This is a genomic window from Halorubrum sp. CSM-61, from assembly GCF_003781945.1.
Classification (GTDB): domain Archaea; phylum Halobacteriota; class Halobacteria; order Halobacteriales; family Haloferacaceae; genus Halorubrum.
This window is the reverse complement of sequence record NZ_RJJW01000003.1, coordinates 216,361-241,673: the sequence shown is the minus strand read 5'-3', so window position 1 is coordinate 241,673 and position 25,313 is coordinate 216,361. Positions and strand designations below refer to the sequence as shown.

The 25,313-nt window shown below is 68.5% G+C and carries 26 protein-coding genes; 14 read left to right on the top strand and 12 right to left on the bottom strand.

Features of this window, described 5'->3' with window-relative positions:
• Window positions 1-506: 506 nt before the first annotated feature.
• On the top strand, window positions 507-1,100 hold the full coding sequence (locus EDM04_RS06935; RefSeq protein WP_123620490.1) for a class I SAM-dependent methyltransferase: 594 nt from the start codon (window positions 507-509) through the stop codon (window positions 1,098-1,100).
• A gap of 41 nt (window positions 1,101-1,141) precedes the next feature.
• On the opposite strand, the gene EDM04_RS06930 is transcribed toward EDM04_RS06935, so the two are convergent.
• The 4 genes from EDM04_RS06930 to EDM04_RS06915 form a co-directional block, all read right to left on the bottom strand.
• Entirely contained in the window at window positions 1,142-2,062 is a 921-nt protein-coding gene (locus EDM04_RS06930; protein ID WP_123620488.1) for a DUF3267 domain-containing protein, read from the bottom strand.
• 69 nt (window positions 2,063-2,131) lie between these two features.
• The gene (locus tag EDM04_RS06925; protein ID WP_123620486.1) at window positions 2,132-2,767 is read right to left on the bottom strand and encodes an Sjogren's syndrome/scleroderma autoantigen 1 family protein; all 636 of its coding nucleotides are present in this window, start codon (window positions 2,765-2,767) and stop codon (window positions 2,132-2,134) included.
• A gap of 107 nt (window positions 2,768-2,874) precedes the next feature.
• The gene (gene sufU, locus EDM04_RS06920) at window positions 2,875-3,297 is read right to left on the bottom strand and encodes a Fe-S cluster assembly sulfur transfer protein SufU (protein WP_123620484.1); all 423 of its coding nucleotides are present in this window, start codon (window positions 3,295-3,297) and stop codon (window positions 2,875-2,877) included.
• 81 nt (window positions 3,298-3,378) lie between these two features.
• Window positions 3,379-3,900, bottom strand: coding sequence for a response regulator (locus EDM04_RS06915; RefSeq protein ID WP_123620482.1), 522 nt, complete (start codon window positions 3,898-3,900; stop codon window positions 3,379-3,381).
• Window positions 3,901-4,240: 340 nt separating this feature from the next.
• Between EDM04_RS06915 and EDM04_RS19120 the strand changes: the two genes are divergently transcribed.
• On the top strand, window positions 4,241-5,452 hold the full coding sequence (locus EDM04_RS19120) for a CAP domain-containing protein (protein WP_123620480.1): 1,212 nt from the start codon (window positions 4,241-4,243) through the stop codon (window positions 5,450-5,452).
• A gap of 303 nt (window positions 5,453-5,755) precedes the next feature.
• On the opposite strand, the gene EDM04_RS06905 is transcribed toward EDM04_RS19120, so the two are convergent.
• From EDM04_RS06905 to EDM04_RS06895, 3 genes are all read right to left on the bottom strand, one after another.
• Window positions 5,756-7,033, bottom strand: coding sequence for an aminotransferase class V-fold PLP-dependent enzyme (locus EDM04_RS06905; RefSeq protein ID WP_123620478.1), 1,278 nt, complete (start codon window positions 7,031-7,033; stop codon window positions 5,756-5,758).
• Window positions 7,034-7,314: 281 nt separating this feature from the next.
• Window positions 7,315-7,731 (bottom strand): transcriptional regulator, encoded by a 417-nt coding sequence (locus tag EDM04_RS06900; RefSeq protein WP_123620476.1) that lies wholly within the window; start codon window positions 7,729-7,731, stop codon window positions 7,315-7,317.
• Between the two features lie 33 nt (window positions 7,732-7,764).
• Window positions 7,765-8,082, bottom strand: coding sequence for a DUF6516 family protein (locus tag EDM04_RS06895; RefSeq protein WP_123620474.1), 318 nt, complete (start codon window positions 8,080-8,082; stop codon window positions 7,765-7,767).
• 544 nt (window positions 8,083-8,626) lie between these two features.
• Between EDM04_RS06895 and hemC the strand changes: the two genes are divergently transcribed.
• From hemC to EDM04_RS06875, 4 genes are all read left to right on the top strand, one after another.
• Window positions 8,627-9,886: a hydroxymethylbilane synthase gene (gene hemC, locus EDM04_RS06890; protein ID WP_123620472.1), complete on the top strand. Its 1,260-nt coding sequence runs from the start codon at window positions 8,627-8,629 to the stop codon at window positions 9,884-9,886.
• Window positions 9,879-10,667 (top strand): uroporphyrinogen-III C-methyltransferase, encoded by a 789-nt coding sequence (gene cobA / locus EDM04_RS06885; RefSeq protein WP_123620470.1) that lies wholly within the window; start codon window positions 9,879-9,881, stop codon window positions 10,665-10,667. Before hemC ends, cobA begins: the two co-directional genes overlap by 8 nt.
• Entirely contained in the window at window positions 10,664-11,503 is an 840-nt protein-coding gene (locus EDM04_RS06880) for a uroporphyrinogen-III synthase (RefSeq protein ID WP_123620467.1), read from the top strand. Before cobA ends, EDM04_RS06880 begins: the two co-directional genes overlap by 4 nt.
• A gap of 286 nt (window positions 11,504-11,789) precedes the next feature.
• Window positions 11,790-12,188 (top strand): hypothetical protein, encoded by a 399-nt coding sequence (locus EDM04_RS06875; protein ID WP_123620465.1) that lies wholly within the window; start codon window positions 11,790-11,792, stop codon window positions 12,186-12,188.
• A gap of 51 nt (window positions 12,189-12,239) precedes the next feature.
• Here EDM04_RS06875 and glmM read toward each other — a convergent pair whose 3' ends face one another.
• Entirely contained in the window at window positions 12,240-13,601 is a 1,362-nt protein-coding gene (gene glmM, locus EDM04_RS06870; RefSeq protein ID WP_123620463.1) for a phosphoglucosamine mutase, read from the bottom strand.
• 140 nt (window positions 13,602-13,741) lie between these two features.
• On the opposite strand from glmM, the gene EDM04_RS06865 reads away from it, so the two are divergent.
• Entirely contained in the window at window positions 13,742-14,344 is a 603-nt protein-coding gene (locus EDM04_RS06865) for a hypothetical protein (protein ID WP_123620461.1), read from the top strand.
• A gap of 561 nt (window positions 14,345-14,905) precedes the next feature.
• Here EDM04_RS06865 and EDM04_RS06860 read toward each other — a convergent pair.
• From EDM04_RS06860 to EDM04_RS06845, 4 genes are all read right to left on the bottom strand, one after another.
• Window positions 14,906-15,514, bottom strand: a complete 609-nt coding sequence (locus tag EDM04_RS06860; RefSeq protein WP_123620459.1) for a hypothetical protein — start codon at window positions 15,512-15,514, stop codon at window positions 14,906-14,908.
• A 43-nt stretch (window positions 15,515-15,557) separates the two neighbouring features.
• Complete coding sequence (locus EDM04_RS06855) at window positions 15,558-15,944, bottom strand: hypothetical protein (protein WP_123620457.1); 387 nt, start codon at window positions 15,942-15,944, stop codon at window positions 15,558-15,560.
• The gene (locus EDM04_RS06850) at window positions 15,944-16,639 is read right to left on the bottom strand and encodes an ATPase domain-containing protein (RefSeq protein ID WP_123620455.1); all 696 of its coding nucleotides are present in this window, start codon (window positions 16,637-16,639) and stop codon (window positions 15,944-15,946) included. The genes EDM04_RS06855 and EDM04_RS06850 overlap by 1 nt, the downstream gene beginning before the upstream one ends.
• A 116-nt stretch (window positions 16,640-16,755) precedes the next feature.
• Window positions 16,756-17,256 carry a chemotaxis protein CheW gene (locus EDM04_RS06845; RefSeq protein WP_123620453.1) on the bottom strand — a complete coding sequence of 167 codons (501 nt, stop codon included), beginning with the start codon at window positions 17,254-17,256 and terminating at the stop codon, window positions 16,756-16,758.
• Window positions 17,257-17,358: 102 nt separating this feature from the next.
• On the opposite strand from EDM04_RS06845, the gene cheB reads away from it, so the two are divergent.
• From cheB to EDM04_RS06810, 7 genes are all read left to right on the top strand, one after another.
• Window positions 17,359-18,471 carry a chemotaxis-specific protein-glutamate methyltransferase CheB gene (cheB, locus tag EDM04_RS06840; RefSeq protein WP_206424435.1) on the top strand — a complete coding sequence of 371 codons (1,113 nt, stop codon included), beginning with the start codon at window positions 17,359-17,361 and terminating at the stop codon, window positions 18,469-18,471.
• Window positions 18,471-20,732 (top strand): chemotaxis protein CheA, encoded by a 2,262-nt coding sequence (locus tag EDM04_RS06835; RefSeq protein ID WP_123620449.1) that lies wholly within the window; start codon window positions 18,471-18,473, stop codon window positions 20,730-20,732. The genes cheB and EDM04_RS06835 overlap by 1 nt, the downstream gene beginning before the upstream one ends.
• Complete coding sequence (locus EDM04_RS06830; RefSeq protein WP_123620447.1) at window positions 20,729-21,538, top strand: protein-glutamate O-methyltransferase CheR; 810 nt, start codon at window positions 20,729-20,731, stop codon at window positions 21,536-21,538. Before EDM04_RS06835 ends, EDM04_RS06830 begins: the two co-directional genes overlap by 4 nt.
• Window positions 21,538-22,749, top strand: a complete 1,212-nt coding sequence (locus EDM04_RS06825) for a HEAT repeat domain-containing protein (protein WP_123620445.1) — start codon at window positions 21,538-21,540, stop codon at window positions 22,747-22,749. The genes EDM04_RS06830 and EDM04_RS06825 overlap by 1 nt, the downstream gene beginning before the upstream one ends.
• Window positions 22,750-23,622, top strand: a complete 873-nt coding sequence (locus EDM04_RS06820) for a CheF family chemotaxis protein (protein WP_123620443.1) — start codon at window positions 22,750-22,752, stop codon at window positions 23,620-23,622.
• Window positions 23,623-23,898: 276 nt separating this feature from the next.
• Entirely contained in the window at window positions 23,899-24,612 is a 714-nt protein-coding gene (locus EDM04_RS06815; protein ID WP_123620441.1) for an HAD family hydrolase, read from the top strand.
• Entirely contained in the window at window positions 24,609-25,301 is a 693-nt protein-coding gene (locus tag EDM04_RS06810; protein ID WP_123620438.1) for a class II aldolase/adducin family protein, read from the top strand. Before EDM04_RS06815 ends, EDM04_RS06810 begins: the two co-directional genes overlap by 4 nt.
• Window positions 25,302-25,313 lie beyond the last annotated feature (12 nt).

The window sequence follows — 25,313 nt, the reverse complement described above, 5'->3', positions numbered from 1 at the left end:
TCGGGGCGTGTCCGTCCTCTGTCGGAAAAGAGAAGGTTCGGCCACTGGTCAAAATTCCCTCCGTGTGGGCGTCGATACGAGGGTCAAAAACCGGGTTACACTCGGTCTCGTCTCACGGGAGGCGGGTTCGGCGCCGTCCCGACTTCCACGCTCGCCGCGAGCGTCGCCTTTCGCCCGTAGTGAATCGGTCGACTGAGGACCGACGACGGGAACTGTCGGCGTTGTTGAGCGCCGTCTTCGCCGGCCCCCCTCGCCGATCGCAGCGCCGTTCCGATTTCGATCGATTCCCTACGGTCGATCCCGCTCCGGGACGAACCGCGAACGGCGTATAGGATTAAATACATATCAAAATACGACATAATATTGAAAACAGAGAGGATTGAAAATCAGATCGAATTCACGAGCAACCGCCGCGATTTCTCGATTCGCCCGGACCTCCGCGTCAACACGGGGGCCGTCGGCGAGCGATCCGAACTGCTACCTTCCCTCGCCTCTCACGCCCGGACATGGACCGTTTCCGGAACACGGGACAGCCGGACTGGGACTGGTGGGGACGGGTGTGGCCGACGCCGGGCGCCACCCTCCGACGGCTCGGCCTCGCGCCCGGGGACCGCGTCGCCGAGGTCGGGAGCGGGAACGGCTACTTCGCGCTGCCCGCGGCGCGGATCGCCGACCCGGCGACGGTGTACGCCGTCGACGTCGACGGGTCGCTGCTCGCCGAGCTCGACGCGCTCGCGGCGGACCAGGGAGTCGACAACGTCGCGACGGTGGAGGGGGACGCCCGGGCGCTCCCGGACCTGCTCCCCGAGCCCGCGGACGTCGCGCTGCTCGCGAACGCGTTCCACGGGATCGAGGACCGCGCCGCGTTCGTCGAGGGCGTCGCCGCCGCGATCGCTTCCGACGGCCGGTTCGTCGTGGTGAACTGGCGCGACCTGCCGCGCGAGGAGACGACGATCGGCGGCGAGCCCCGGGGGCCGCCGACCGACCTGCGGCTCTCGCCGGCGGCGACCCGCCGGGCCGTGGAAGACGCGAGCGACCTGCGCCTCGCGCGGGAGGTCGACCTCCCGCCGTACCACTACGGGCTCGTCTTCGAGCGCTGAGGGGACCGACGAACGCCGGGGAGAACCGAGCGCCGGCCGGCTTACGTCCTGTCGGCCGCCCGCCGTCCGCGGCGATACGCTCGCACGAGCGCGTACGCCAGCCCGATCAGTGCCCCGACGCCGAACACGCCGGGACCGACGCTGAACGAGATCTCGTTCGGCGCGTTCACGAACTCGAAGAGGTAGGTGACCCGTCCCGGCGTTCCGACGACGATCGACTCGACGCCGAGCGCCGGAAGGAGGAGCGGGCCGCCGACCGCCAGCGCGAGGGCCGTCGAGACGACCGCGACGGCCGCGCCCGCGAGGGCGTCCCACGCGACCGCGGTCACGGAGGGCGTCCGCGGAGCGTCGCCGGCTCGACCCACGATCCGAGCGCCGGTCTCGTGATCGACGATCCGGACGTGGGCGGGGTACCCCAGCACCGAGACTGTCATCCAGAGGTCCGCGACCGCGCCGGCCGCGTTGAGCGTCAGCGGGAGGGCCAGCCACCCCCACCCGAACGCGAGCATGAGGGGGACGCCGACCGCCGTCATGACGACGAGGGGGGTGAGGAGGACGACGACGAACTGGTTCCGAGTGAACTCGTGGTCGGTCGTCGCGTACGCGTACGGGAGGACGAAGTGGGCGACGCCGACCCCGTACCGCGGCTTCCCGCCGTAGTACCGGATCGCGAGACCGTGCAGCCACTCGTGGGGGACGAGAAAGAACGTTCCGAGGAACGCGATCACGAGGATGTTGACCGGTGTCGCGATCCACCCGAGCGTCGCCGGCGCGAACTGGAACCCGATCGTCTCCCCGGTCGCGAACCGGAACAGCCCGGCGAAGAGGATCCAACCGGCCACCATGCCGAGCGTGCCGACGGCCGTCATCTGGACCGTCAGCGCTCTGGTGAGCGTGAGCTCGCCGAGGACGCGATCGGTGCCGTCGTCGTCGGAGGTGGCCGAAGCGGGGGAATCGGTCATACGCCTCCAGACGTGTCGAACCACTAAGAAGTGTGCCGTCCGAACCTCGGCCGCCGGGACGCGAACGCGTCAGTCCAGCGCCGCCAGCGCCTCCGCCGCCTCTCGGGCCGCCCGCAGGTGGTCGCGGGCGCGCCGCGGGTCGTCCGTCTCCTCGGCCGCGCGGGCGAACCGCGCCAGCGTCCGCGTCAGCGACGCGCGGGCGTCGGCGACGGTTCCCGATCCGGCCGGCTCGGCCGGTGGAGTCGCAGTCGGCTTATCACGCGACGCCTCGGCGTTCGGCGGAGGCGAGGCCGCGTTCGAAGTCGCGGCGTTCTGCCTCGCGCTTGAGGGAACCGACTGCTCCGCAGCCGAGGACGCAGACGCGTCTCCGGGGTCTTTCTGCGGCTGGCTCTCGTCTTTGTCCCCGGTCCTCACGACCGTTCGGGGCGCGTTCCCCGCCTCTTCCAGATCCGCGGTCTGCGCGCTCTCCTGTGAGCCGCCCTGCGCGCTCTCGTCCGATCTGGTCGCCTGACACGTCGGACAGAACTCCTGCCCGTCGTGGCGGAAGATGGGGTCGCCGCAGTCGTCGCAGTGGCGGTTCGTCATCGTCGCGCCCTGCAACAGCAGTTCGGACATCCGCTGGGTGTGTTCTCGCTTCTGGTCGTCCTCCGCGAACTTCTCGCGGAGCTTCTCGCGTTCGGCCTCCTTGTCGAACCCGTCGCTCATACGCGGACGAACGTGACTCACGAGCAAAAGTCCCGTGGGCTCGGGACGGGTGGATCGGACCGAGAGAAGGGGACGGAGCGGATCGAGGCGATTCGGTAGCGAGGGACCTACTCCTCGGTGATCGTGCGGTCGTCGGGGTCGAGCTCGCCGCGGTGGATCTTCGAGCCGTCCTGCGCGACCTGGCGGCCGAGCACCGCGCACTTCACGCGCATGGGCGAGATGTCGACGCCGAGCATCTCGGTGACGTCGTCGGTGTCGAGCTCGTCGAGCTCCTCGATCGACATCCCGTGGAGCCGCTCGGAGAGCATGCTCGCCGAGGCCATCGAGATGGCGCAGCCGTCGCCGGTAAAGCGCACCGCGTCGATCGTCTCGCCCGCGTCGTCGAGGGCGATCTGCATCCGGATCGTGTCGCCGCAGGAGGGGTTCTCGCCGACGTGCGTGAAGTCGGGGTCCTCGAGCTCCCCGTAGTTGCGCGGGTTCTTGTAGTGGTCGAGGATCTGCTGCCGGTACATGTCCGAGCCCAGTCCCATATCGGTCTCAGGTAGGCCCGTGCGAGTCAAAAGGGTTCCGTCGCCTCGAGAGGCGAGCCACTCCTCCGAGCGGCGGCGCAGTCACTCCTCCAAACGGATCGGCCCCGAAACACTTGACGCGTCGTCGGCGGAGAGGGATTCCGCGGGCTCGCCGCGGCCGGCGCCGCGCTCCTCGACGAGTGTCCGAACCCGGTCGAGGATGCGCTCGTACTGTCCCGGGGCCGGCCGTTTCTCGAAGTACGCGTCCGCGCCGGCGCCGAACGCCCGCGCCTCCACCCGCTCGCCGCGATGGGTGGTGTGAAACACGACGGGGAGGTCCTCGCCGTCGCGCCGGAGCCGATCGACGAGTTCCACGCCCGACCCGTCGGGAAGTCGCTGTTCGGTGACGACGCAGTCGGCGTCGTCGACCGCGGCCAGGGCCGCCTCCGTTCCTCTCACCGTCCGGACGGACACCCCGTCCGCGAAGTGCGCCGCGAACGTCGCGAAGAGTTCCGTCGATCGCGGGTCGGGCTCGACGTGAAGCACGTCGATTGTCGGCTTCTCGTCGGTCAGCGGGCTCGGTTCGGAGATATCTGACGGCGTGGACGGGTTGCGGTCGGTCATTGTTGGATACGGGCGACAACTCATCGGAGGACTACAACGCGAGTTGTTATTCTTCTTCAAATGAATGTTTACTCGGTAGATAATAAATATGGTGCGAGCGTCGTTGGCACGACTCGGTACAACCGGTCACACCGGGATCGCCTCACAACCGAACTCAGCACCTCATCGACCGCTACGCTTGCGGTTGCTGGTAACTTCGGTGGGATCGCGACCGGAATCGAAATGGACCTCCGGCATGTCGACGTTCGGGACCAGCTTAGCACTCCATCCGTGTTCCGGCGAATGTTCAGGTGCGAAATTTTATCAATAAATCTATACCAAACCCGGTTCACCGAAGAGTATGGAGTGCGACCACTGCGGTCGCGAGTTGAAGGCCCTTGAGTATACCTGCAGTCGGTGTAACGGCACATTTTGTACCAAGTGTCGACTACCCGAATCGCATGATTGTGTCGCTCTTGAAGTTGAGAAGGCAGAACGCCGACTGAAGCGTGAAGAGGGAGATGTAGGGCCGTGGTTTAAAGACGATTTTCGGTTATCAAACGTCGACGCCTCAGACTCCACGAAACGCACTCGAAAACACCCTGCCGACGAGAAGCCGAAGTCAACAGCCGAGTGCCAAACCTGCGGAACACCGCTACGCGATCATGAGATCGCGGGCTGTCCGTATTGTGGGGAGGTGTACTGCGGTGAACACATCGGCGCACACCGCTCGGAGTGCTTTGATCCTCCCACGGCAGGTGCCCCAACCGATCAACAAGAAAACGATGTTGATACTGCAGGGTCACCTGATGTCGCACCTGATGGATCAATAATTCGTGATAGTTCAGACAAAAACCAGATGTCTAAAGATGAAAACTCCGAGAGTAGTGGGTTCTCAAACGCTTTTTGGCTCGTAGTGGGTGTGCTAATGTGGTTGGCCTCATCAGTGACCGGTTTCGTAAAACGCGTATTTACATATCCAGCTGACAGCGTCTGGAAAGCGACTAAACTGGCCCTAATAATCGGTGTCGCACTCTTACTCGCTGGTCAGATAGGCGTGGGTCCTGTCGGTTCATCTCCCGGGGAGATCGTCTCCCCGCTGGCGGATACAGCGTTGAACGCTACCGAACCGGGACAGCTCGACGAGCAGAAAGTCGAGCGGCTCGTTCGAGAGGACATCAACGAGAGAAGGGCAGAGAGGGAATTGTCGAGACTTTCATCGTCGGTTAGTCTGCAAGAACAAGCCCGGTTACACAGCGTTGATATGGTCGAACATGACGAACTAGCGCACGATCTCCCGGGATCGACCACAGATGAACGTCTCGCAATGGCAAATTGCAACTTCGGCGGTGAAAACGTTGCACAGTCGTGGTACCAAAAACGAGTAGAAACATCGGAAGGAGAGGTATACATCGGGGATGAAGAAACTCTCGCCGAGGAACTCGTTACTCAGTGGATGAACTCACCGGGACACCGCGAAAATCTGCTTCGACAAGAGTGGTCACAAACCGGAATTGGTATCGAACTCACAGAAGACGACAAGGTCTACGCGACGCAGAAGTTCTGCGCCTGAATTGCTAAATCTGATTATATACCGTATGTCCGCAGTTGTTACACTCTGTTGGTTCTGAGCGGTATTTTTTCCCGCAATTGGCACACTCCCACTTTTTAAATCGGTCAAACAAACCCATACTAGGCGAACTAAATATATAATATATAAAATCTTTGATTAGGTAGACAACCTCCGCTCCGTCTCCTGACTGGCTCTTTTTAGTATCCACCCGTGTCTCAACTGAGGAATGCCGACTCACAAGCAAACGACTGGGCCCCGAAACGATCTGCGTCGAGCGCGCTATCGGTGTCCGAAAGGCCGCGCTTACGCGAACAGGTCGCGCGCCTCGCCGACCGCCTCGATCAAGGCGTCGACCTCCTCGACGGTGTTGTAGAGGTAGAACGAGGCGCGCGCGGAGGCGGCGACGCCGAGCTCGTCGTGGAGCGGCTGGGTGCAGTGGTCGCCGGCGCGGATCGCGACGCCGTAGTCGTTGAGTATGCTGGACAGGTCGTGAGCGTGGACGCCCTCGACGTTGAACGCGACGAGCCCGCCGCGGTCGTGGCCCGGCGGGCCGTAGATCTCCACGCCGCCGAGGTCGGTCAGCTCGTCGTACGCGTACTCGGCCAGCAGGTCCTCGTGGGCCTGCACGTTCTCCATGCCGATATCCTCTAAGTACTCGATCGCGGCCGCGAAGGCGATCCCCTGCGCGATCGAGGGCGTGCCGGCCTCGAACTTCCACGGCAGGTCCTCCCACGTGGAGTCCTCGAAGGAGACGCGCCGGATCATGTCGCCGCCGTAGAGGTACGGCTGCATCTCCTCTAAGATCTCCTCGCGGCCGTACAGCGCCCCGATACCGGTCGGGCCGCACATCTTGTGGGCGGAGAAGGCGAGGAAGTCGACGCCGAGGTCCTCGACGTCGACCGGGCGCGTCGGCACCGACTGCGCGCCGTCCGCGAAGACGTACGCGTCGTGGTCGTGAGCCATCGCCGCGATCTCGGGGATCGGGTTGACGGTGCCCAGCGTGTTCGAGACGTGGACGACCGACACCATCTGCGTGTCGTCGTCGATACACTCCGCGGCGTGCTCCATGTCGAGCCGCCCCTCGTCGGTCACCTCGATGAACCGGGCGTCGGCGCCGGTTCGCTTGCCGATCTGCTGCCAGGTGACGAGCGACGCGTGGTGCTCCATCTGCGTGAGGACGACGTTGTCGCCGGGACCTAACTCTTCGAGCCCCCACGCGTACGCGACGAGGTTCATCGCCTCCGTGGTGTTCTTCGTGAAGACGATCTCCTCGCGGCCCGACGCCCCGATGAAGTCGGCGACGGTGTCGTGTGCCTCCTCGTAGGCGACGGAGGCCTCCTGGCTCAGCTGGTGGATCCCGCGGTGGACGTTGGCGTTGTAGCCGCGGTAGTAGTCCGCGATCGTGTCGACGACGGGGTCCGGCGTGTGCGACGTCGCCGCGTTGTCGAGGTAGACGAGCGGGGTGTCGTCGCCCGGCCCCTCGCCCGGCGTCTCCGGATCGCCGCCGACCTTCCGATCGAGGATCGGGAAGTCGGCGCGGACGGCCTCGACGTCGAACGGGTACTGTTCCTGAACTCCCATTACCCGGAGTTGGGCCCCGAGCACTAACACCCCTTCGGTCCGGTACGTGTTGCCAGTGTCTCGGAGGTGGATCTAGAGAGCTTCACCGCTGGTTCGTCCTTATAAATCTCGTTATGATCTCGCGTACGAGAGAGTACGTTTCGTGTGTTCTGTGAAATACGAGAACACTTTGGTTGGCGGTGTTGAAATACTATCCTTCGGAGATATCATCGTCTGAAACAGCTGGTCGATGAGATCTGCGAATTGATCGCTGAGAATCCTCCCAGTTTGAGACGACCCGACTACGCACTCGCGGGGGCGCTGTCGGCATCGCCGTTATCGATGAGCGGGTAGTCGATGTGGACTTCGATGCGGTCGAATGGGACGATCGGTTGTATCGCGCCGCTGGGGCCGCCCGCTTCGAGCGTCAGGATACCCAGTACTTCCAACTGCTTCAGGTCAGAGTGGACGTCGGATACGTCTCGTTCGACGAGCCGTGCCGCTTCGCGCATGCTTTCGGGAGCTTCCTCAGCGATCGCTCGGATGAGCTCTAGGCGGAGCGGGGTGAGACTGTCGACGAGGTCATCGTAGGTTCCGAACTGGAGCGTCGCTTTTCCGTCCTGGTCGTCGAGATCGTCGGCCTCGACGCCTTGGACGAATTGGAGTGCGTCCTGACGGGTCTGTTCTCGGTCGCCGACGGTGATGTGGAGTGTGGTCATGGTCGGGGTGGCGGTGGGTCGGGTGGTGTTCGATCAGTGTGGCCGGGGCGGGTCGCCGCCGACAGCGTCCCAGTACTCGTCCGCGCTCGCCCAGAACTCGACGAGCAGCTCCTCCATCCCGGGGAACTCGACGCCGTCGAGATCGCCGGCTGCGGTGTGATGCTCGTGCCCCTTCGTGTCCTCGTGGGAGTTGTCGTACCGGACGAGCGTGAGATCGTCGAGGGTGCCCAGATGGAGCGTGTACTTCCAACCCGAGGGGTACGTCTCGGTGTCGTCAGTCGGCCGAAGCACGACGTTCTCGACGAGGCCGGCTTCGACGTGCGTGTATTGGAAGAGCGGCTCTGGGGGCATCCCTTACGTGTTGGGACACACCCCAACGCCATAAGCGTTGGGCAGAAGTCCAACACTGAGCAGAAACGCCGCTCGTCGGCGACATCTTCAGTGGATGTTAGCTTGTTTGTTGGTTATTTCGCGTCAAATCGGACGAATCACCAGTTCGGTGAACGGGCGTACTGAGCGTTCAGTGAGTCACCTGTATTGACTGCTGCTCTCGGTTTTCTACGTTGGTTTCTCGAGAACACACGAAATGTACTCTCTCACTTCACTCACTTCGAGCGGCTCGCCTCGAGCAGCTTGCAGATCTAGGGTATCCGACACGCCACACAACATCCCAAGAACACACGAAACCTACTCTCACGGTTCGCGGGATCGAATATCCGACACGGACTGCAACCGCCTCGGAGAACACACGAAATGTACTCTCTCACTGTCATCGACGACTCAGACGGCTTAGCGCTCGTGATACGTACACACGCCCCGATCCCGTATTCCGCTCCCGCGCCAACGTCACGCCCGAACTAGTGCCCTTTTGAACGCGGGGAACCTCAGTCCGGGTATGACCGATACGCTCAGGCTCGCGACGCGCGGATCGGACCTGGCCCTCCGGCAGGCCGGGACCGTCCGCGACGCCCTGTCGAGCCGCCGACGCGACGTGGAGATCCGGCGCGTCGAGACCCGCGGCGACCAGATCCCCGACGAGCTGATCCACCGCCTCGGTAAGACCGGCGCCTTCGTGCGCGCGCTCGACGAGGAGGTGCTCTCCGGCGACGCCGACCTCGCCGTCCACTCGCTGAAGGACGTGCCCACCGAGGGGATGGACGACGTGGTGATCGCCGGCGTCCCCGAGCGCGCGCCCTCCGGCGACGTGCTCGTCCACCCCGACGGCCTCGCGATCGAGGACCTCCCCGCGGGCTCGGTGGTCGGCACCGGCTCGCTCCGGCGGACCGCCCAGATCAAGGCCGCCCGGCCCGATCTCGTGGTCGAACCCCTCCGCGGCAACGTCGACACCCGGATCGAGAAGCTGCTCGCGCCGGGGTTACAGGCGGAACACGAGCGACGGCTGATCGCCTCGGGCGAGGCGCGCGCGGCGACGGCGGAGGAAGGTGGAGAGAGCGGCGAGGGAGATGACGGCGAGAGCGACGCCGACGAGCCGAACTGGGACGCGCTCGGCGACGACGAAGGCGACGGAAACGACGGAAACAACGTGGAAGCGGGAGACGAGGTCGACGAGGAGTTCGACCGGAGCGTCGAGGAGTGGTTCGACTCGCTCTCGGACCTCGAACGCTCGGCGATGGAGCGGAAGGTCGAGACCGAGTACGACGCCATCGTCCTCGCTGAGGCCGGGCTCCGGCGCTCGGAGCTGTTCTACGAGGTGCCCACGACGCGGCTCCCCCGCGAGGAGTTCGTCCCCGCGGCCGGGCAGGGCGCCATCGCCGTCACCGCGACCGACCCGGACGTGATCGAGGACGTTCGCTCCGCGGTCGACCACCCGCGGACCCGCGTCGCCGTCACCGTCGAACGCACGATCCTCGGCGAGCTCAACGGCGGCTGCGTCGCCCCGATCGGCGTCTCCGCGCTCGTGCAGGGCGAGCACGTCCACACCCGCGTCCGCGTGCTCTCGACCGACGGCACCGAGGAGGTGGCCGACACCCGCGACCTCCCGATCCGCTCGCACGCGAAGGCGGCGGAGGAGTTCGCGGCGGACCTCGCCGACAGAGGCGCCGCGGACCTGATCGAGACGGCGCGCGAGGAGACGGAGGCCGAGGCGGACGAGGGGACCCGGGAAGGGACGGAGGAGGAGGCGAACGATGAGTGAGGGGGACTCCCTCGGAACGGTGTACCTCGTCGGCTCAGGCCCGGGCGACCCGGACCTGCTGACGGTGCGGGCCGCCGACCTGATCGAGTCGGCCGACGTGGTGCTCCACGACAAGCTCCCCGGCCCGGAGATCCTCGGACGGATCCCCGAGGAGAAGCGCGAGGACGTGGGGAAGCGGGCCGGCGGCGAGTGGACCCCGCAGGAGTACACGAACCGCCGCCTCGTCGAGCTGGCGCGGGAGGGGAAGTCGGTCGTCCGCCTGAAGGGCGGCGACCCGTTCGTCTTCGGGCGCGGCGGCGAGGAGGCGGAACACCTCGCGGACGCCGAGATTCCCTTCGAGGTCGTCCCCGGCGTCACCTCCGCGATCGCGGGCCCCGCGGTCGCCGGGATCCCGGTGACGCACCGCGACCACGCCTCCTCCGTCTCCTTCGTCACGGGCCACGAGGACCCGACGAAGGAGGAGTCGGCGGTCGACTGGGACGCGCTCGCGGCCACCGGCGGCACCCTCGTCGTGCTGATGGGCGTCGGCAAGCTCCCGGCGTACACCGCGGAGCTCCGCGACGCCGGGCTCGACGGCGACACCCCCGTCGCGCTGGTCGAGCGGGCGACGCGGCCCGACATGCGCGTCGCGACCGGCACCCTCGACACTATCGTCGAGGTCCGCGACGAGGCGGGGATCGAGCCGCCCGCGATCACCGTGATCGGCGACGTGGCCGCGACGCGCGACCGCGTCGTCGGGTACCTCCGGAACGACGACGCTGAGCGAGGTGACGGGGCGTGAGCGACGGGGACGAAGCTCGCGGCGACGCTGACGCCCCTGGCGATCCCGACGCCCCCCGCGTCGCCGTCTTCCGCCCCGCCGACGAGCGGATCGAGGACGCGGAGGAACTGTTGGCGTCGCTCGACGCCGAGACGGTCGCGGACCCGATGCTCGCGGTCGAGCCGACGGGCGCGGTGCCCGCCGCGTCCGGGGCAGCGCCGTACGTCGTCCTCACGAGCAAGACGGGCGTCGAACTCGCCGCCGAGGCGGGCTGGGAACCGGGCGACGCGACGCTCGTCGCCATCGGTCCCGCGACCGCGGACGCGGCGCGGGCGGCGGGCTGGACCGTCGACCTCGTGCCGGACGAGTACACCTCCGCCGGGCTGGTGGCGGCGCTTTCGGGTCGCGTCGACGGCGAGCGCGTCGAGGTGGCGCGGTCGGACCACGGCAGCGACGTGCTCTTGGACGGGCTCCGCGAGGCCGGGGCGACCGTGACCGAGACGGTGCTGTACCGACTGACGCGCCCGGAGGGAGCCGGCGAGTCCGCGGCGCTGGCCGCCGCGGGCGACCTCGACGCCGCCGCGTTCACCTCGTCGCTCACGGTGACTCACTTCCTCGACGCCGCCGAAGATCGGGGAGTCCGCGACGCGGCGATCGACGGGCTGAACGACGCGGTCGTCGGCGCCATCGGGCCGCCGACCGCGGAGACGGCCGCCGAACGCGGGATCGACGTCGACGTGGTCCCCGACGACGCCGACTTCGAAGCGCTCGCGCGGGCCGTCGTCGAGGCGGTAGACGGGGACGGGGAAGCCGGCCGCGACAAAGCCGAGGACGGGGCGACCGAGCGTCGTCGATAGCGGCTGCGACTTATAAACCGACGCTCACCGCCGACGGGAACTGTCAGGTGGCGACGGACGGCGCTATCGACGATCGAGCGGATTACTCGTCGAACGCCTCTCGTGAGGCGGTAGGTCTCACGACCGATACCGAGGTGCGGAGCAGTTATCGAATCGGAGAGACGGGCGTGAGAGCCGATGTGAGCGCCCTTTGAGCGCCATTCGGAACGACCACTGACACTTCTTGATTATCATAGTAGATATCTAGCCCCGTACATTTATCAGCCGACAGGTGAGAAGAAGTGACATGGAACCGAGCGAGCGCTGGTCGATCCGGGTCGACGACGGGGTGCTCGTCGTCGAGCTCCCGCACGGGACGGGGCTCTCCCCGTCGGACGGCGAGGCGCTGCTCGATCGGTGGCGGGCGCTGGCGGCCGAGCGACGAGTGACCGCCGTCGTGCTCGTCGTGCGGACGACGCGACCCTGCTCGGACGCCGGCCGCCGGACCCTCCGGCTCGCGGCGCGGGCCGCCGCCGAGCGCGGCGTGACGCGGTTCGCGGTGGTCGCGGAACGCCCAAAGCGGCGGTACCTCGAACGGACGATGGACGTCAAGGGGGTCGACGCCGAGCCCTTCAACGACGCCGCGGCCGCGATGCGGTGGGCGAAGTGCCCCTCGGAGCCGGCGGCGTCCGCCGTCACCGAGTGATCGGTCGGCGTCGCTGACGGGTGTCTTGCTCTCGAACGCCTGCGATCCTCCCTACCGCCCGCTCTCGACCGCGACGTACATGTCCGTCGCGAGCCGTTCCGCGCGGTCGGCGTCGGCCGACTCGGCGTAGATCCGGATCTTCGGCTCGGTGCCGGAGGGACGCACGAGCACCCACGCGTCGCCGTAGTCGAGCCGGTAGCCGTCGGTGGTGTTCGGCTCCGCGTCCGCAGTCTCCACGTAGGCGCGCGCGGCCGACAGCATCTCGTCGCGCTCGTCGTCGTCCGCGTACTCGACGTTGCGCCGCACGAAGTGGTAGTCGGCGTAGGGGGCGACCGTCTCGCTGACCGGGCCGTCGGCGGCCGCGAGCAGTTCGAGGAAGCGCGCGCCGATGTACGCGCCGTCCCGGGAGAGCCGGTACGGCGGGAAGAACAGCCCGCCGTTCCCCTCGCCGGCGATCGGTACCCGCACGCCCTCCTCGTGGAGTTCGCGCGTTCGGGTGATGATGTTCGTCGCCCCGATGGGCGTGAGCTCGAGGTCGGCGTCGTTGGCGTCGCAGACGTCGACGAGCCGCTGTGAGACGTTCACCGCGCTGACGACGGCGTCGCCGGGGCGGAGGCAGGCGTCCGCCATCGCCGCGAACGAGGTGTCGCCGTCGACGAACTCTCCGTCCTCGTCGACGAACACCGCCCGGTCCGCGTCGCCGTCGTGAGCGATCCCCACGTCGGCGTCGGTGGTCGCGACGAGCCGCCGGAGGTCCTCGAGGTTCTCCGAGACCGGCTCCGAATCCCGGCCGGGGAAGTGGCCGTCGGGCGTCGCGTTCACGGTCAGCACCTCGCAGCCGAGCTCCCGGTAGATCCGCGGCGACGCCACCGACGCCGCGCCGTGACCGGGGTCGACCGCGACCGTGAGGTCCGCGTCGGCGATCGCCTCGGCGTCGACCGCGTCGATCAGCTGGTCCGCGTAGTCGTCGACCGCGCCCTCTACCCGGGACGTGGCGCCCGCGTTCCGCCAGTCCGTGTGGTCGTAGTCGTCGTCGAGGACCCGCCGCTCGATCCGTTCGAGCACGTCGACCGACAGCTCCACGCCGTCGTCCCCGACGAGCTTGATCCCGTTGAACTCCGGCGGGTTGTGCGAGGCGGTGACGAGCACGCACGGGACGCCGGCCGACTCGCAGTAGTTGCCGGCCGCGGGCGTCGGGACGACGCCCAGCCGGTCGACGTCGCAGCCGACCGCGGCGAGCCCGCTCGCCGCGGCGTTGGCGAACAGCTCGCCGGTGGTGCGGGTGTCGCGGGCGACGGCGACCCGGTCGGCGTCCCAGGTCGTGCCGGCGGCCTTCGCGATCTCGAGGACGAGCTCCGGCGTGAGGTACCGGAGCGCGACCCCGCGAATGCCGCTGGATCCGAACAGCTCCATGGGCGGCCATGCGCCGGCCGCCGGGAAAGCGGTTCCGAACCGGCGCCGGAGCGAGACCCCCTGTCACGACCCTTTGAGACCACCTGTCACGCTCCGAACCGACGCGTGCGGTTCAAGCCGGCGGCCTCCCAACGGGTCGCATGGAGCGCACGCGACGGGATCTGTTGGCGACGAGCGCGGCGACCCTCACCGCCGTCGGATCGGTCGGCGTCGCCGGGTGCCTCGACTTCGCCGCGGGAGACGGGCCCCAGGGCCCCGAGGGGATCCCGGAGACGCTGACCTGCGAGGACGACGCGTTCGTCCGGCTGACGGCCCCCTTCGACGAACCGGTCGAGGGGACCATCGTCGACGCCGGGGAGACGCGGTTCGAGCTGTCGGCGGAGGGGAACGCCGAGACGTACGGCCAGTCATTGCGGCTCGTGTTCCGCAACACCGGCGACGAGCCGGGGACGGTCCTCGGGAGGCACGCCTACTCGCTCCAGCGCGAGACGGGCGAGGGGTGGCTGGACGTCCGGGGGTCGGCCGCCGGCGAGGCGGTCGAGCTCCCCCGAGACGAGGAGACGCTCGACCCGAGCGGCGCGTACATCTGGTCGATCGACTTAGAGGAGGCGGCGATCGCGTCCGCGGTCCCCGACCGGGACCTGAGGGTGTGCCCGCCGCTCGGGGCCGGCACGTACCGGTTCGTCTACTGGGGGATCGTCGACGCCCCGCCGCTGGCCGCCGAGTTCGAGCTGATCGGGTGATCAGGGGAAGGAGTCCGATCCGGGTGCAGTCAGTACAGCCACCGCGGCGAGCGATAGCGGAAGTGGATGTTGCAGATCGGCAGCGTTGAGACGATATTTAAAAGACTGTGAGCGACGGCGACGATCGCTTATAAATTCGGTTGCGGTCGGCGCGTGCCTGCGAGGCCGCCTCGCGGCCGAGCAGCACCGCGCGAGGGACGCCGCGAGCGGAGCGAGCGGCGAGGCTGGGGAGGCGTGAGGCTGTGCGGTACGGGCGGGACTCAAAGGGGCAGCCGCTGGGGGCGGCGCAGGCGACCCAAGCACCGCAGGGAGCGAGTAACACGAGCGACCGAGGAGCGCAGCGAGCGTGCGCCGCCCCCAGCGGCTGGGGCTTTGGAGGTCTCCTCCGGAGCGAAGTCGATCGCTTATAAACAGCCGACAGCAACACCACAATCCGGCTTATAAACAACCACACTCACAACGTACTATATCCACTCCCGCTATCGATCAAGAAGGCCGCTTCAGCGATCGACTATTTCGGACGAGAACGTCTCTGAAGAGGGTTTCAAAAGATCCCGATCCCTAAAACGAGGTCCACTCCGAGGGCTGCCCGACTCGACCGCGGACGCGGAACTCCCGGGCGTCGCCCTCGACACGGGTCTCGGCGATCACGTCGAACGGCTCGTGGAGGGTGTGGACCACCTGCTCGTCGTGGGCGGTCGAGTTGACCACGCCGACGAACGGCCACCCCTCGCCGGAGGTCTGCGAGGTCATCACGCGGGTGAACCGGTAGATTCGCTCGGGGTCCCAGTACATCAACAGCTGAGACAGCGAGTAGACGCCGACGGCGCGGTCGCGGCCGGCGGAGGACTCGACCACGTCGGTGAACTTGATCCCGATGTCGGTGAGGTTGCCGGCGCTGGCGACGTACTTCGTCGTCGGCGTGTCGTCGCGCTTGTCGCCCTGCTCGTGGGTGACGCAGTCGATGACGACCACGTCGTCGCCGTCCCTCCCGGTGATCGACTCGTAGTCCTCGCGGACCTTCTCCGCGGTGCGGCCGGTGGAGATGACGACCGGTCCGGTCGACCACTCGGCGAGCAGTCGGTTGAACAGGTCGTACTTCCCGCTCATCGGCGGCCCGGTGACGAGCACGCTGTCGGCGTCGCGGACAGCGTCGGGAAGCACGGTCATGTGTCTGGCATGAGGCGGTATCGGGTAAAACCCTTCCGAGGGATCACTTCCGAAGCATCGACGGGAAGTCAAGCGAGGACGGGGGACCCTCGCGGGGCCGCCTCGTGAGTGTCAGTTCCGTTATCGCTCCAGGGAGCGCCGCCGACACGGGCGAACCGCGGGGGGAGCCCCCGCCGTCGACGAGCCGGTTCCAGACCGCCTCGGCGTCGTCGGCCTCGGCGGCGATATCCAGCGCCTTCGTCCGTCCCTCGTCGTACGAGAGCTCGATCAGACTCCGGTCGTACGCGTTCTCGAAGTTCTCCAGCACGCGGTCGAGCTCGGCCGGCCGCTCGCTGCCGACGCCGTCCGCGACCCCGAGCGCGAACGCGCGCTCGACCGCCTCCTCGCGGTCGAGATCGTCCCACTCCGTGCCGAAGGTCCGGTCGTACATCAGCGGTCCACCGCCGCGGCCTCGCCGACCCGGAGCCCGCCGTCGGTGAACTCGACGCCCTGGATGTCGGTGTCGAGGTCGGTCCCGCGCATCTTCAGCACCTGAATCCCGCGCTGCATCCCGCCGTCCTCGAGGTAGTTGTGCATGAAGACGACGCCGTGCGCGAGGTAGTGCTCCTCGGAGTAGGCGCTCGGATCGGTCATCTCGGAGATGAGCAGCGTCGTCGCGTCCGTCCGCTTCAGCGAGGAGAGCAGCTGGATCATCGTGTCCTCGTCGTCGTCGAGCAGGAACCGCAACAGCATGGTGGAGTCGAAGACGACCCGGTCGATGTCGCGGGAGTTGATGAAGCCCGTGAGCCGGTTCGTCACCCCGGAGTGGTCGCGTCGCTCGCCCGGTAGGCCGAAGAAGCGTCGACCGTCCGAGGAGAAGGAGTCGAGGAAGGTGATCCGGTCGGAGTCGAGCGCGCGGTCGAACCCGAAGTCGTACCCGCCCATGTCGCGACGGATCCCCTCCTTCGTCTCGTGCATGCTGATGTACAGCACGTCCTCTCCGTTGCGGGCGCCCTGCGCGGCGAACTGCGAGCAGAACGTCGTTTTCCCGCTGCCGGGAGGGCCGCTGACAACGTACAGGCGGTTCTCCGGGAAGCCGCCGTCGACGAGGTCGTCGAACCCGGGAACGCCGCTTGAGGCGCGCATACGGATCGACTCGTCGGTCACCGGTTAAGGGTTGGCACCCGGTTCTCACGGGTGAGAACGATCGGGGATCGATCGCCGGACGGTCCGCGAACGGTCGGCGGCCGGCGACCGACGCCTTACGCCTCGGCGTCCTCGCTCTCCGCGCCGAGCTCGGCGGCGTCGAGGTCGGCCGCGTCGAGGTCAGCGATCTCGTCGATGTCGGGCGAGACCCAGACCACGAAGCGGTCGTCGGACTTGACGATCCCGTTGACACCCTCGTCGTCGACGGTCGTCGCCTGATCGACGTTCTCCGGGGCCACGTCGCGCACCTGGAACACCTCGTCGACCATCCAGCCGACCGTACCGCCCTCGTCGATCTCCGCGTCGTCGAAGACGACGATCCGCTCGCGGGGGCCCTCCTCGTCGATAGAGAAGAGCGTCTTCGGGTCGACGATCGTGGTCGTGCGCCCCCGCAGATCCATCACGCCCTCGACGTGGTCGGGGGAGTTGGGGATCCGCGTGAGCTCGCCGGCGTCGACGATCTCGTCGATGACGCCGATGTCCAGACAGTACGTCCCCTCGCCCAGTCCGAACTCCAGCACCTTCGTGGGTTCGGCGTCCGTCTCGATGGCTGCCATGGACGTGTCTGCGGCGAAGGGACCAATAACCGTGTCCCCTGAATTATCAGGCGTGATTACCGGGTCCGTGCATTTATGCTGATTCTGGGCCCGCTTCCGTACATGAGTAGGACGACGGATCGGCGAGGCGGTCGCGACGACTCCTTGCGGGTGGTTGTCGTCGACGACTCGCCGTTCATGCGAGGGTTGATCTCCGACCTCCTGACCGACGCGGGGGTCGCGGTCGTCGGCGAGGCGGGCGACGGCGCCGAGGCGCTGTCGGTGGTCGCCGAGACGCGTCCGGACGTCGTGACGATGGACGTCGAGATGCCGGGAATGGGCGGGCTCGAAGCCGTCGAGCGGCTGATGGACGAGACGCCGACGCCCGTGCTGATGCTCTCGGCGCACACCGCCGAGGGCGCAGAGGTGACGTTCGAGGCGCTCGAGCGTGGGGCGGTCGACTTCTTCTCGAAGCCCGGCGGCGAGGTCTCGACCGGCGTCTCCCGCGAGTCGGACCGGCTCGTCGAGGCGGTCCGGTCGGTCGCGGGCGCCGACCTCGCCGCGGCGACGCGCGACCGCCGCGAGCGCGAGGCCGCCGGGGGCGGCTCGGAGGCGGCGGTTTCGGGACCGTCAGCCCCGTCCGCGCCGACCCCGACGGCCGAGGTCGACGGGCCGCTGACGGTCGTGATCGGCGCGTCGACCGGCGGACCGAACGCGGTCGAGCGCGTCATGGCGGCGCTGCCGATGGCCGACTGTCGGGTCGTCGTCGTCCAGCACATGCCGGAGGCGTTCACGTCGCGGTTCGCCGACCGCCTCGACGAGGCCTCGGCGTACGACGTGCGCGAGGCGAGCGACGGCGCCCGGATCGGCTCCGGCGAGGCGCTCGTCGCCCGCGGCGGGAGCCACACCCGGATCGACAGCTACCGGTCCGGGCGGCTCCGCGTCAAGCTCGACGAGGACGACTCGCAGTCGGTCACGCCCGCCGCGGACGTGACGATGCGCTCGGCGGCCGAGGTCGTCGACGGCCCCCTCGTGGGCGTCGTGTTGACCGGGATGGGATCGGACGCCGCGGAGGGGATCCGAGCGATGGCCGACGCGGGCGCGCGGACCATCGCGCAGAGCGAGGACACCTGCGTGATCTACGGGATGCCGAAGCGCGCGGTGGAGACGGGCGGCGTCGACGAGGTCCGCGACCTCGACGACGTGGCCGGCGCTATCGTGGGGGGTGAGGCCTGATGGACTCCCACCGCGCCGCGTTCGTCGCCGAGGCGGAAGACGGGATCACGGACCTGAACAACGCCCTGCTCGCGCTGGAGGCCGACCCCGAGGACGCCGAGGCGATGGACGACGTGTTCCGCGTCGCGCACACGCTCAAGGGCAACGCCGCGGCGATGGGGTACGAGGACGTCTCCGACTTCGGGCACGCCCTCGAGGACCTCCTCGACGCGGTCCGGCAGGGCGACCGCGAGGTGACGCCCGAGCTGATGGACCTCCTCTTCGAGGGGGTCGACACCGTCGAGGCGATGGTCTCGGAGATCGCGGACACGGGCGACGTGTCGACCGACCCCTCCGATCTGGAGAGCCGCCTCCGCGAGATGGAAGAGCACGGGACCGTCGGCGGCGGGGACGGAGACGCCGGCGACGAGGCGGAGACCAGCGACGAGGCCGACGCGGGCGGTGCCGACGGCGACGCGGACGAAGGCGACGAGGGCGATGAAGATAGCGGCGACGCCGCCGCTGAGGACGATACGGCGGACGCGGTCGACGTCGCCGTCCCCGAGGTCCCCGACGCGGCGGCCGCCCTCGACGACCCGGTCGTCTACGCGGACGTGACGATCGGCGAGACCGCGATGGCGGGCGTCGACGCGGCGCTCGTGGTGCAGGCGCTCGGCAATCAGTTCGGCGAGTACGTCACGGTTCCCGACGCCGAGACGCTGGAGGACGGCGAGTACGACGAGCGGTTCGACGCCTTCGTCGGCGACGCCGACCCAGCGGTCGTCGCCGAGGGGATCGGCGCGCTCACGCAGGTCGAGTCGATCGCGACGGCCCCCGTCGGAGACGGCGACGACGGCGAAGGTAACGAAGCGGGCGACGCGGGCGACGCGACTGCGGAGGCAGGCGATACCACCGCCGCCGGCGACACAGACGACGGAAACGCAGTCGACGACGGCGATGCGGACGCGGACGATTCCGAGGGCGACTCGGCCAGCAAAGACGACGACGGCGCGCCGTCCGGCTCCAAGTCCGGCGACGAGATCAAGTCGATCCGGGTCGACGTCGATCAGGTCGACGAGCTGTACGGGCTCGTCGAGCAGCTGGTGACGAGCCGGATCAAGCTCCGCCGGGAGTTAGAGGAGCTGAACGCGCAGTCGGACGCGTTAGACGAGCTCGACAAGCTCGCGTCCAGCCTGCAGGACACGGCGATGGACATGCGGCTCATCCCGTTCTCGCAGGTGTCGGACTCGTTCCCGCGGCTCGTCCGCGACATCTCGCGAGACCTCGACAAGCGGATCGACTTCGAGATCGAGGGCTCCGACGTGGAGCTCGACCGCACCATCCTCACGGAGATGCGCGATCCCCTCGTCCACGTCCTGCGGAACGCGGTCGACCACGGGATCGAGACCCCCGAGGAGCGCGAGGCGGCCGGCAAGGACCCGACGGGACACGTCAGGCTCACGGCCGAGCGCGAGCGTGATCACGTCATCATCGAGGTTGGGGACGACGGCGGCGGGCTCGACGCCGACCAGCTCCGCGAGAAGGCGGTCGACGAAGGCGTCAAGAGCCGCGAGGCGGTCGAGGCGATGGAGGACGACGAGGTCTACGACCTCGTGTTCCACCCCGGCTTCTCCACCGCGGAAGAGGTGACGGACGTCTCCGGGCGCGGCGTCGGGATGGACGTGGTCCGGACGACCGCGCGCGACCTCGACGGCTCGGTCTCGGTCGAGAGCGAGCCGGGCGAGGGGACCACGGTCCGGTTCCGGCTCCCCGTCACCGTCGCCATCGTGAAGGTGATGTTCGTCGACGTGGGCGGCACGGAGTACGGGATCCCGATCAAGTCGATCGCCGAGGTCGCCCGCGCGGACGACGTGGAGGAGGTCCATGGCGACGAGATCGTCCGCCACGAAGACGATCTCTACCCCGTGATCCGGCTGAACGAGCGGCTCGCGAACGGCGGCGCCGCGGCGGTCCGGTCCGAAACCGGCGCCGGCGGACCGGGCGGGCCCGACGCGGCAACCGGCGACGAGGGAGGAGCCGCGGACGCTGACGGCGAGTCCGCCTCCGCGACGACGGACGGCGGCGTGACCGACGAGGGGATGCTCGTGCGGATCCGCGAGGAGACCCGACAGGTCGCGCTCCACTGCGACGCCGTGCTCGATCAGGAGGAAGTGGTCGTGAAACCGCTCGACGGGCCGCTGTCGGGGACGCCGGGCCTCAGCGGCACGGCGGTCCTCGGCGACGGTGACGTCGTGGCCGTCCTCGACGTGGTGAGCTTATGAGCGGCGACACCGAGACGGAGTTCGAGGGCGTCCTCAGGCAGATCAACGACACGGTGCCGTTCGAGCCCGGCTACTACAACGAGTCGTACCTCGACCGCCGGATCACCGCTCGGATGCGCCGGCGAGACACCGAGTCGCACGCCGAGTACGAGCGACTGCTCCGGGAGGACGACGGCGAGCGCGAGGCGCTGATGGACGCGCTCACGATCAACGTGACGGAGTTCTTCCGCAACCCGGAGATGTGGGACGTGCTCCGAGGCGTGCTCCGCGAGCGGACCGACGAAAAGCGGCGGGTCCGCGTCTGGTCGGCCCCCTCGGCCGACGGCCGCGAGCCGTACTCGGTCGCAATGTTAGCCTGCGACGACCCCGATATCGACGAGTCTCGCGTCGAGGTGCTCGGCTCGGACATCAGCGAGGAGGCGCTCGACAACGCCCGCGATGGCGTCTACCACACCACGCGCACGACCGACATCGCGGCGGAGCTCGAACCGCTCTCGGACCCCGATCGCTACGTCGAGCGCGACGAGGACGCGTTCCGGGTGCGCCCGGAAGTCCAGCGGCTCGTCGACTTCCAGACGCACGACCTGATCCGCGACGGCGCGCGCGACCCCTTCGACGTGGTGTTATGTCGCAACCTGTTGATCTACATCGACGTGGACCACAAGGGGGCGCTGTTCGACACGCTCGAGGCGTCGCTCGCGGACGACGGCGTGCTCGTCCTCGGCATGACCGAGAGCGTCCCTCCGGACCGCTCGGACAGGTACGACCCGATCGACAAGCGCCGGCGGGTGTTCCGGAGGGTCTGATGTCGCTGTACCAGCACGCGCGAGACGGGAACGCCGAACGGCTCAGAGACGCCATGGGCAGCGACAGCGCCGCGGTCCGGAAGCGCGCGTCCGAATTCCTCGGCGAGGTCGCCGATCCGGACGACCAGCCGTCCATCGACGTGCTCCTGCGCGCCGCGACCGGCGACGAGGACGCGCAGGTACGCGGGGCCGCGGTCGACGCGCTCGACGAGGTCGGTGAGGCGGCGCTCGAACAGCTCCTCGCGGAGCTCACGGGCACGAAGGGATCGGAGGCGGAGTGGGTCACCGCCCGGAAGTTCGCCCGCGCGCTGCGGGCCGACCGCCCGGAGCTCCGGATGGCCGCCGCCAAGGCGCTCGGCCGGCTCGACGACGGTAGCGGCCTTCAACACCTCGTCGAGGCGCTCGACGACGAGGACTCCCGCGTCAGGCTCCGCGCGTGTCAGGCCTGCGGGACCTACGCGGATCCGCGTGCGATCCCCGGACTGGCGGAGCGACTCGACGACGACGACGCGCGGGTCCGACGGGCCGCCGCGAACGCGCTCGGTAACGTCGGCACCGATCAGGCGCTCGCGCCGCTGCTCGACCTGCTCGACGACTCCGACGAATCGCTCCGGCGCATCGCGGCCGGCGCCCTGGGGAAGGCGAACAACCCGGAGCCGGTCGAGCCGCTGGCGCGCGCGCTCGGCGACGAGAGCGCGGTGGTGCGCAACGCAGCGGTGTACTCGGTCATCGAGCTGCTCTCGAACGTGCCGACGCAGCAGAGCCACGCCGTCCGCGATCAGGTCGTCTCCGAGCTGAAGCAGGCCGACGACGCGACCGTCGTCGAGCCGCTCGTCGAGATCCTCACCGACGGGCAGCAGAGCCGTCAACGGCGGAACGCGGCGTGGATCCTCGGTCGGGTCGCGGAGCCGGAGTCGGCGGTCGCGGTCGAGGCGCTCGCGGACGCGCTCGCCGACGACGACGCGCAGACCGCGCAGTTCGCGGCCACCAGCCTCAAGAGCCTCGGCGGGCCGACCGTCGAGGACCGGCTCCTCGACCGGCTCGGCACCGAACACCCCGAGGACGCCCGCGCGAAAGCGGTGTTCGTGCTCGGACAAGTCGGCGGCCAAGAGACGCTCAACAAGCTCGAAGAGTTCACCGACGACGAGAGCCCGGCGGTCCGGAAGCGGGTGTTCTCGGCGGTCTCGAAGCTCCGGGCGGGGGGTCCGTAAATGTCCGACGGAGGCGGCGAGTACAAGGTCGCCGACACCCAGGCGCGGTTCGCGGTCGCCGTCCGCGACGGGCGGAAGGTGAGCGACGTCTCGTGGACGGCGGGACGCGTGCTCTTATCGAACCGCCGGCTGATCTTGGCCGGCAACGACGGCAAGCGCACGATCCCGCTCTCGAAGCTCGAGGGGCTCGGCGGGCGTCACGACGCCAACCAGTCGGTCGCGCGGGTCTCTAACTACGTCAGCTTCGACCTCGGCGATCAGGTGCTGCTCGTCGCCGCCTCGGAGCACGAGTCGTTCGAGCGCGACGTGTACCGGGCGCTGCTCGACCAGCGGACGGTGACCGCGAAACATCCCGCAATCGAGGGCGGCGTCGTCCAGGAGACCGAATGGGAGCAGGCGCGGGTGAAGATCGACGAGAACGGGCTCAACGCGGCCCTGGAAAGCGGCGCGTTCGTGAAGTTCGACCTCGACGACATCAGCGGGCTCGACGCCGCGAAACGCACCGTCAACGGCGAGAAGAAGCCCGTGATCGAGGTGTCGCACACCGACGACGAGGGGACCAGCATCGAGACCCACATCGCCGGCGACCCCAGCCGGATGCGGTTCGTCGAGGCGTGGCTCCGGAAGGGCGAGGAGCGCTCGTCGACGAACGTCGACCTCTCCAGCCGCGACCGAGAGGTGTTGATGGCGCTTTACTCCGGCGTCTCGCCGTTCGAGATCCCGTCGTTCCTCGGGATGGACGTCGACGCCGTCGAGGAGACGTTCGAGCGGCTGATCGACCTCGAAGTCGTCGAGGAGGTGCGGGTGCGTCGCGAGGTGGCGCTGAACTCCCGCGGACGCAACATCGCCAGCGAGGCGATGAACGAGCAGTAGCCGGCGGGCGATCGCTCGCCGGCGGGCGTCGCTGTCGAAAGTCGTTGGCGGGGGGTGGCGGACAGCCGGCGCGGTCGCTTTTCCGCGGCGGTGCGCCGGGCTCCCGCCTCGGCCGCCGCGGGGCGTCGCTCACGTCACGGGCGTCTTGGTCGCGGTATCGGTGTTAAGCGACGTCGTCGGGGTGTCCCGCATCGTCGGAAATGCCCCGCACCGTCGCGGCCGCTCCGCGCCCCGCCGTCGAATCACGCTTAAGTCACCGCCGGACCGAGGCAGGGCATGAGCTACGAGGCGGTGTTCTTCGACCTCGATAACACCCTGTACCCGTACGCCCCCTGCAACGAGGCGGGTAAGCGGGCCGCCCTCGCGGCGTTCCGCGAGCGGGGGTACGAGATGGACCGCGAGACGTTCGACGAACTGTACGCGGCCGGGCGCCGGGAGACGAAGCGCGAGACCCGCGAGACCGCCGCCTCCCACGACCGGCACATCTACTTTAAACGCGCGCTGCGGCGCCACGCCGGCGAGCACGACGCCGCCGACGCGCTGGCGCTCGGCGACGCGTACTGGGAGGGGTACGCGAGCGAGATGGAGCTGTGCGACGGGGTCGAGCGCGTCTTCGACGCCCTGGCCGAGGCGGGGACGGATATCGCCGTCGTGACTAACCTCACCACGCGCGTCCAGCTGCGGAAGCTCTCGCGGCTCGCGATCGACGACCGGATCGACCGGCTCGTCACCTCCGAGGAGGTCGGCCGCGAGAAGCCGAGCGCGATCCCCTTCACGACCGCGCTCGCGGCGTTCGACCGCCGGCCGAGCGAGGCGCTCATGGTCGGAGATAACGTCGGCGCCGACGTGGCCGGCGCGAACGCGGTCGGGATGGACACGGCGCTGTTCGTCGCCGACGGCGATGCTCCCCCCGCCGACGAGCTCGACGGCGACCGGCGCCCGGACTACCGGCTCGACTCGTTCGCCGACCTGACGGAGGTGGCGGCGTGAGCCGAGATGACTCCGGTTCCGGCGCGGACGCCGACCCCGACCTCCTGCGCGACGCCCGCGAGGCGGTCGTGGAGTACGCGCCGGCGCTCGCGGACCTGACGCCCGGCCGGACCGGAAACCTGAGCGTCCGCGACGGCGACTCGGTCGCGGTGACGCCGACCGGCGTCCCCTACGACTCCTTCGACGCGGCCGACGTGCCGGTGGTCTCGCTGGAGGGCGATCGGCTGGCGGGTCGGATGGCCCCGTCGAGCGAGGTGCCGATGCACACGGGGATCTACAAGCACGACCGGCCGGGCGCGATCGTCCACACCCACTCCCCGTGGGCGACGACGATGGCGACGCTCCACCGGAAGCTCCCGCCCGTCCACTACATGATCGCCGCCGTCGGGCGGGAGGTCCCGCTGGCCGACTACGCGCCGTACGGCACCGAGGAGCTGGCCGCGAACGTGGTGGCCGCGATGGGCGAGGCCGACTCCGACGCGGCGATCCTCGCGAACCACGGGCTCGTCGTCACCGGTCCCGACGTCGAGACGGCGGTCGAGAACACCCACCACGTCGAGGACCTCTGCCGGCTCTACCTCCGGGCGTCGGCCGTGGGCGAGCCGCACGTGCTCTCCGACGAGCAGATGGCGACCGTCGAGGAGCGGTTCGAGAGCTACGGCCAACAGCCGGGCGCCGACGACTCGTAACCCGACCGCCTC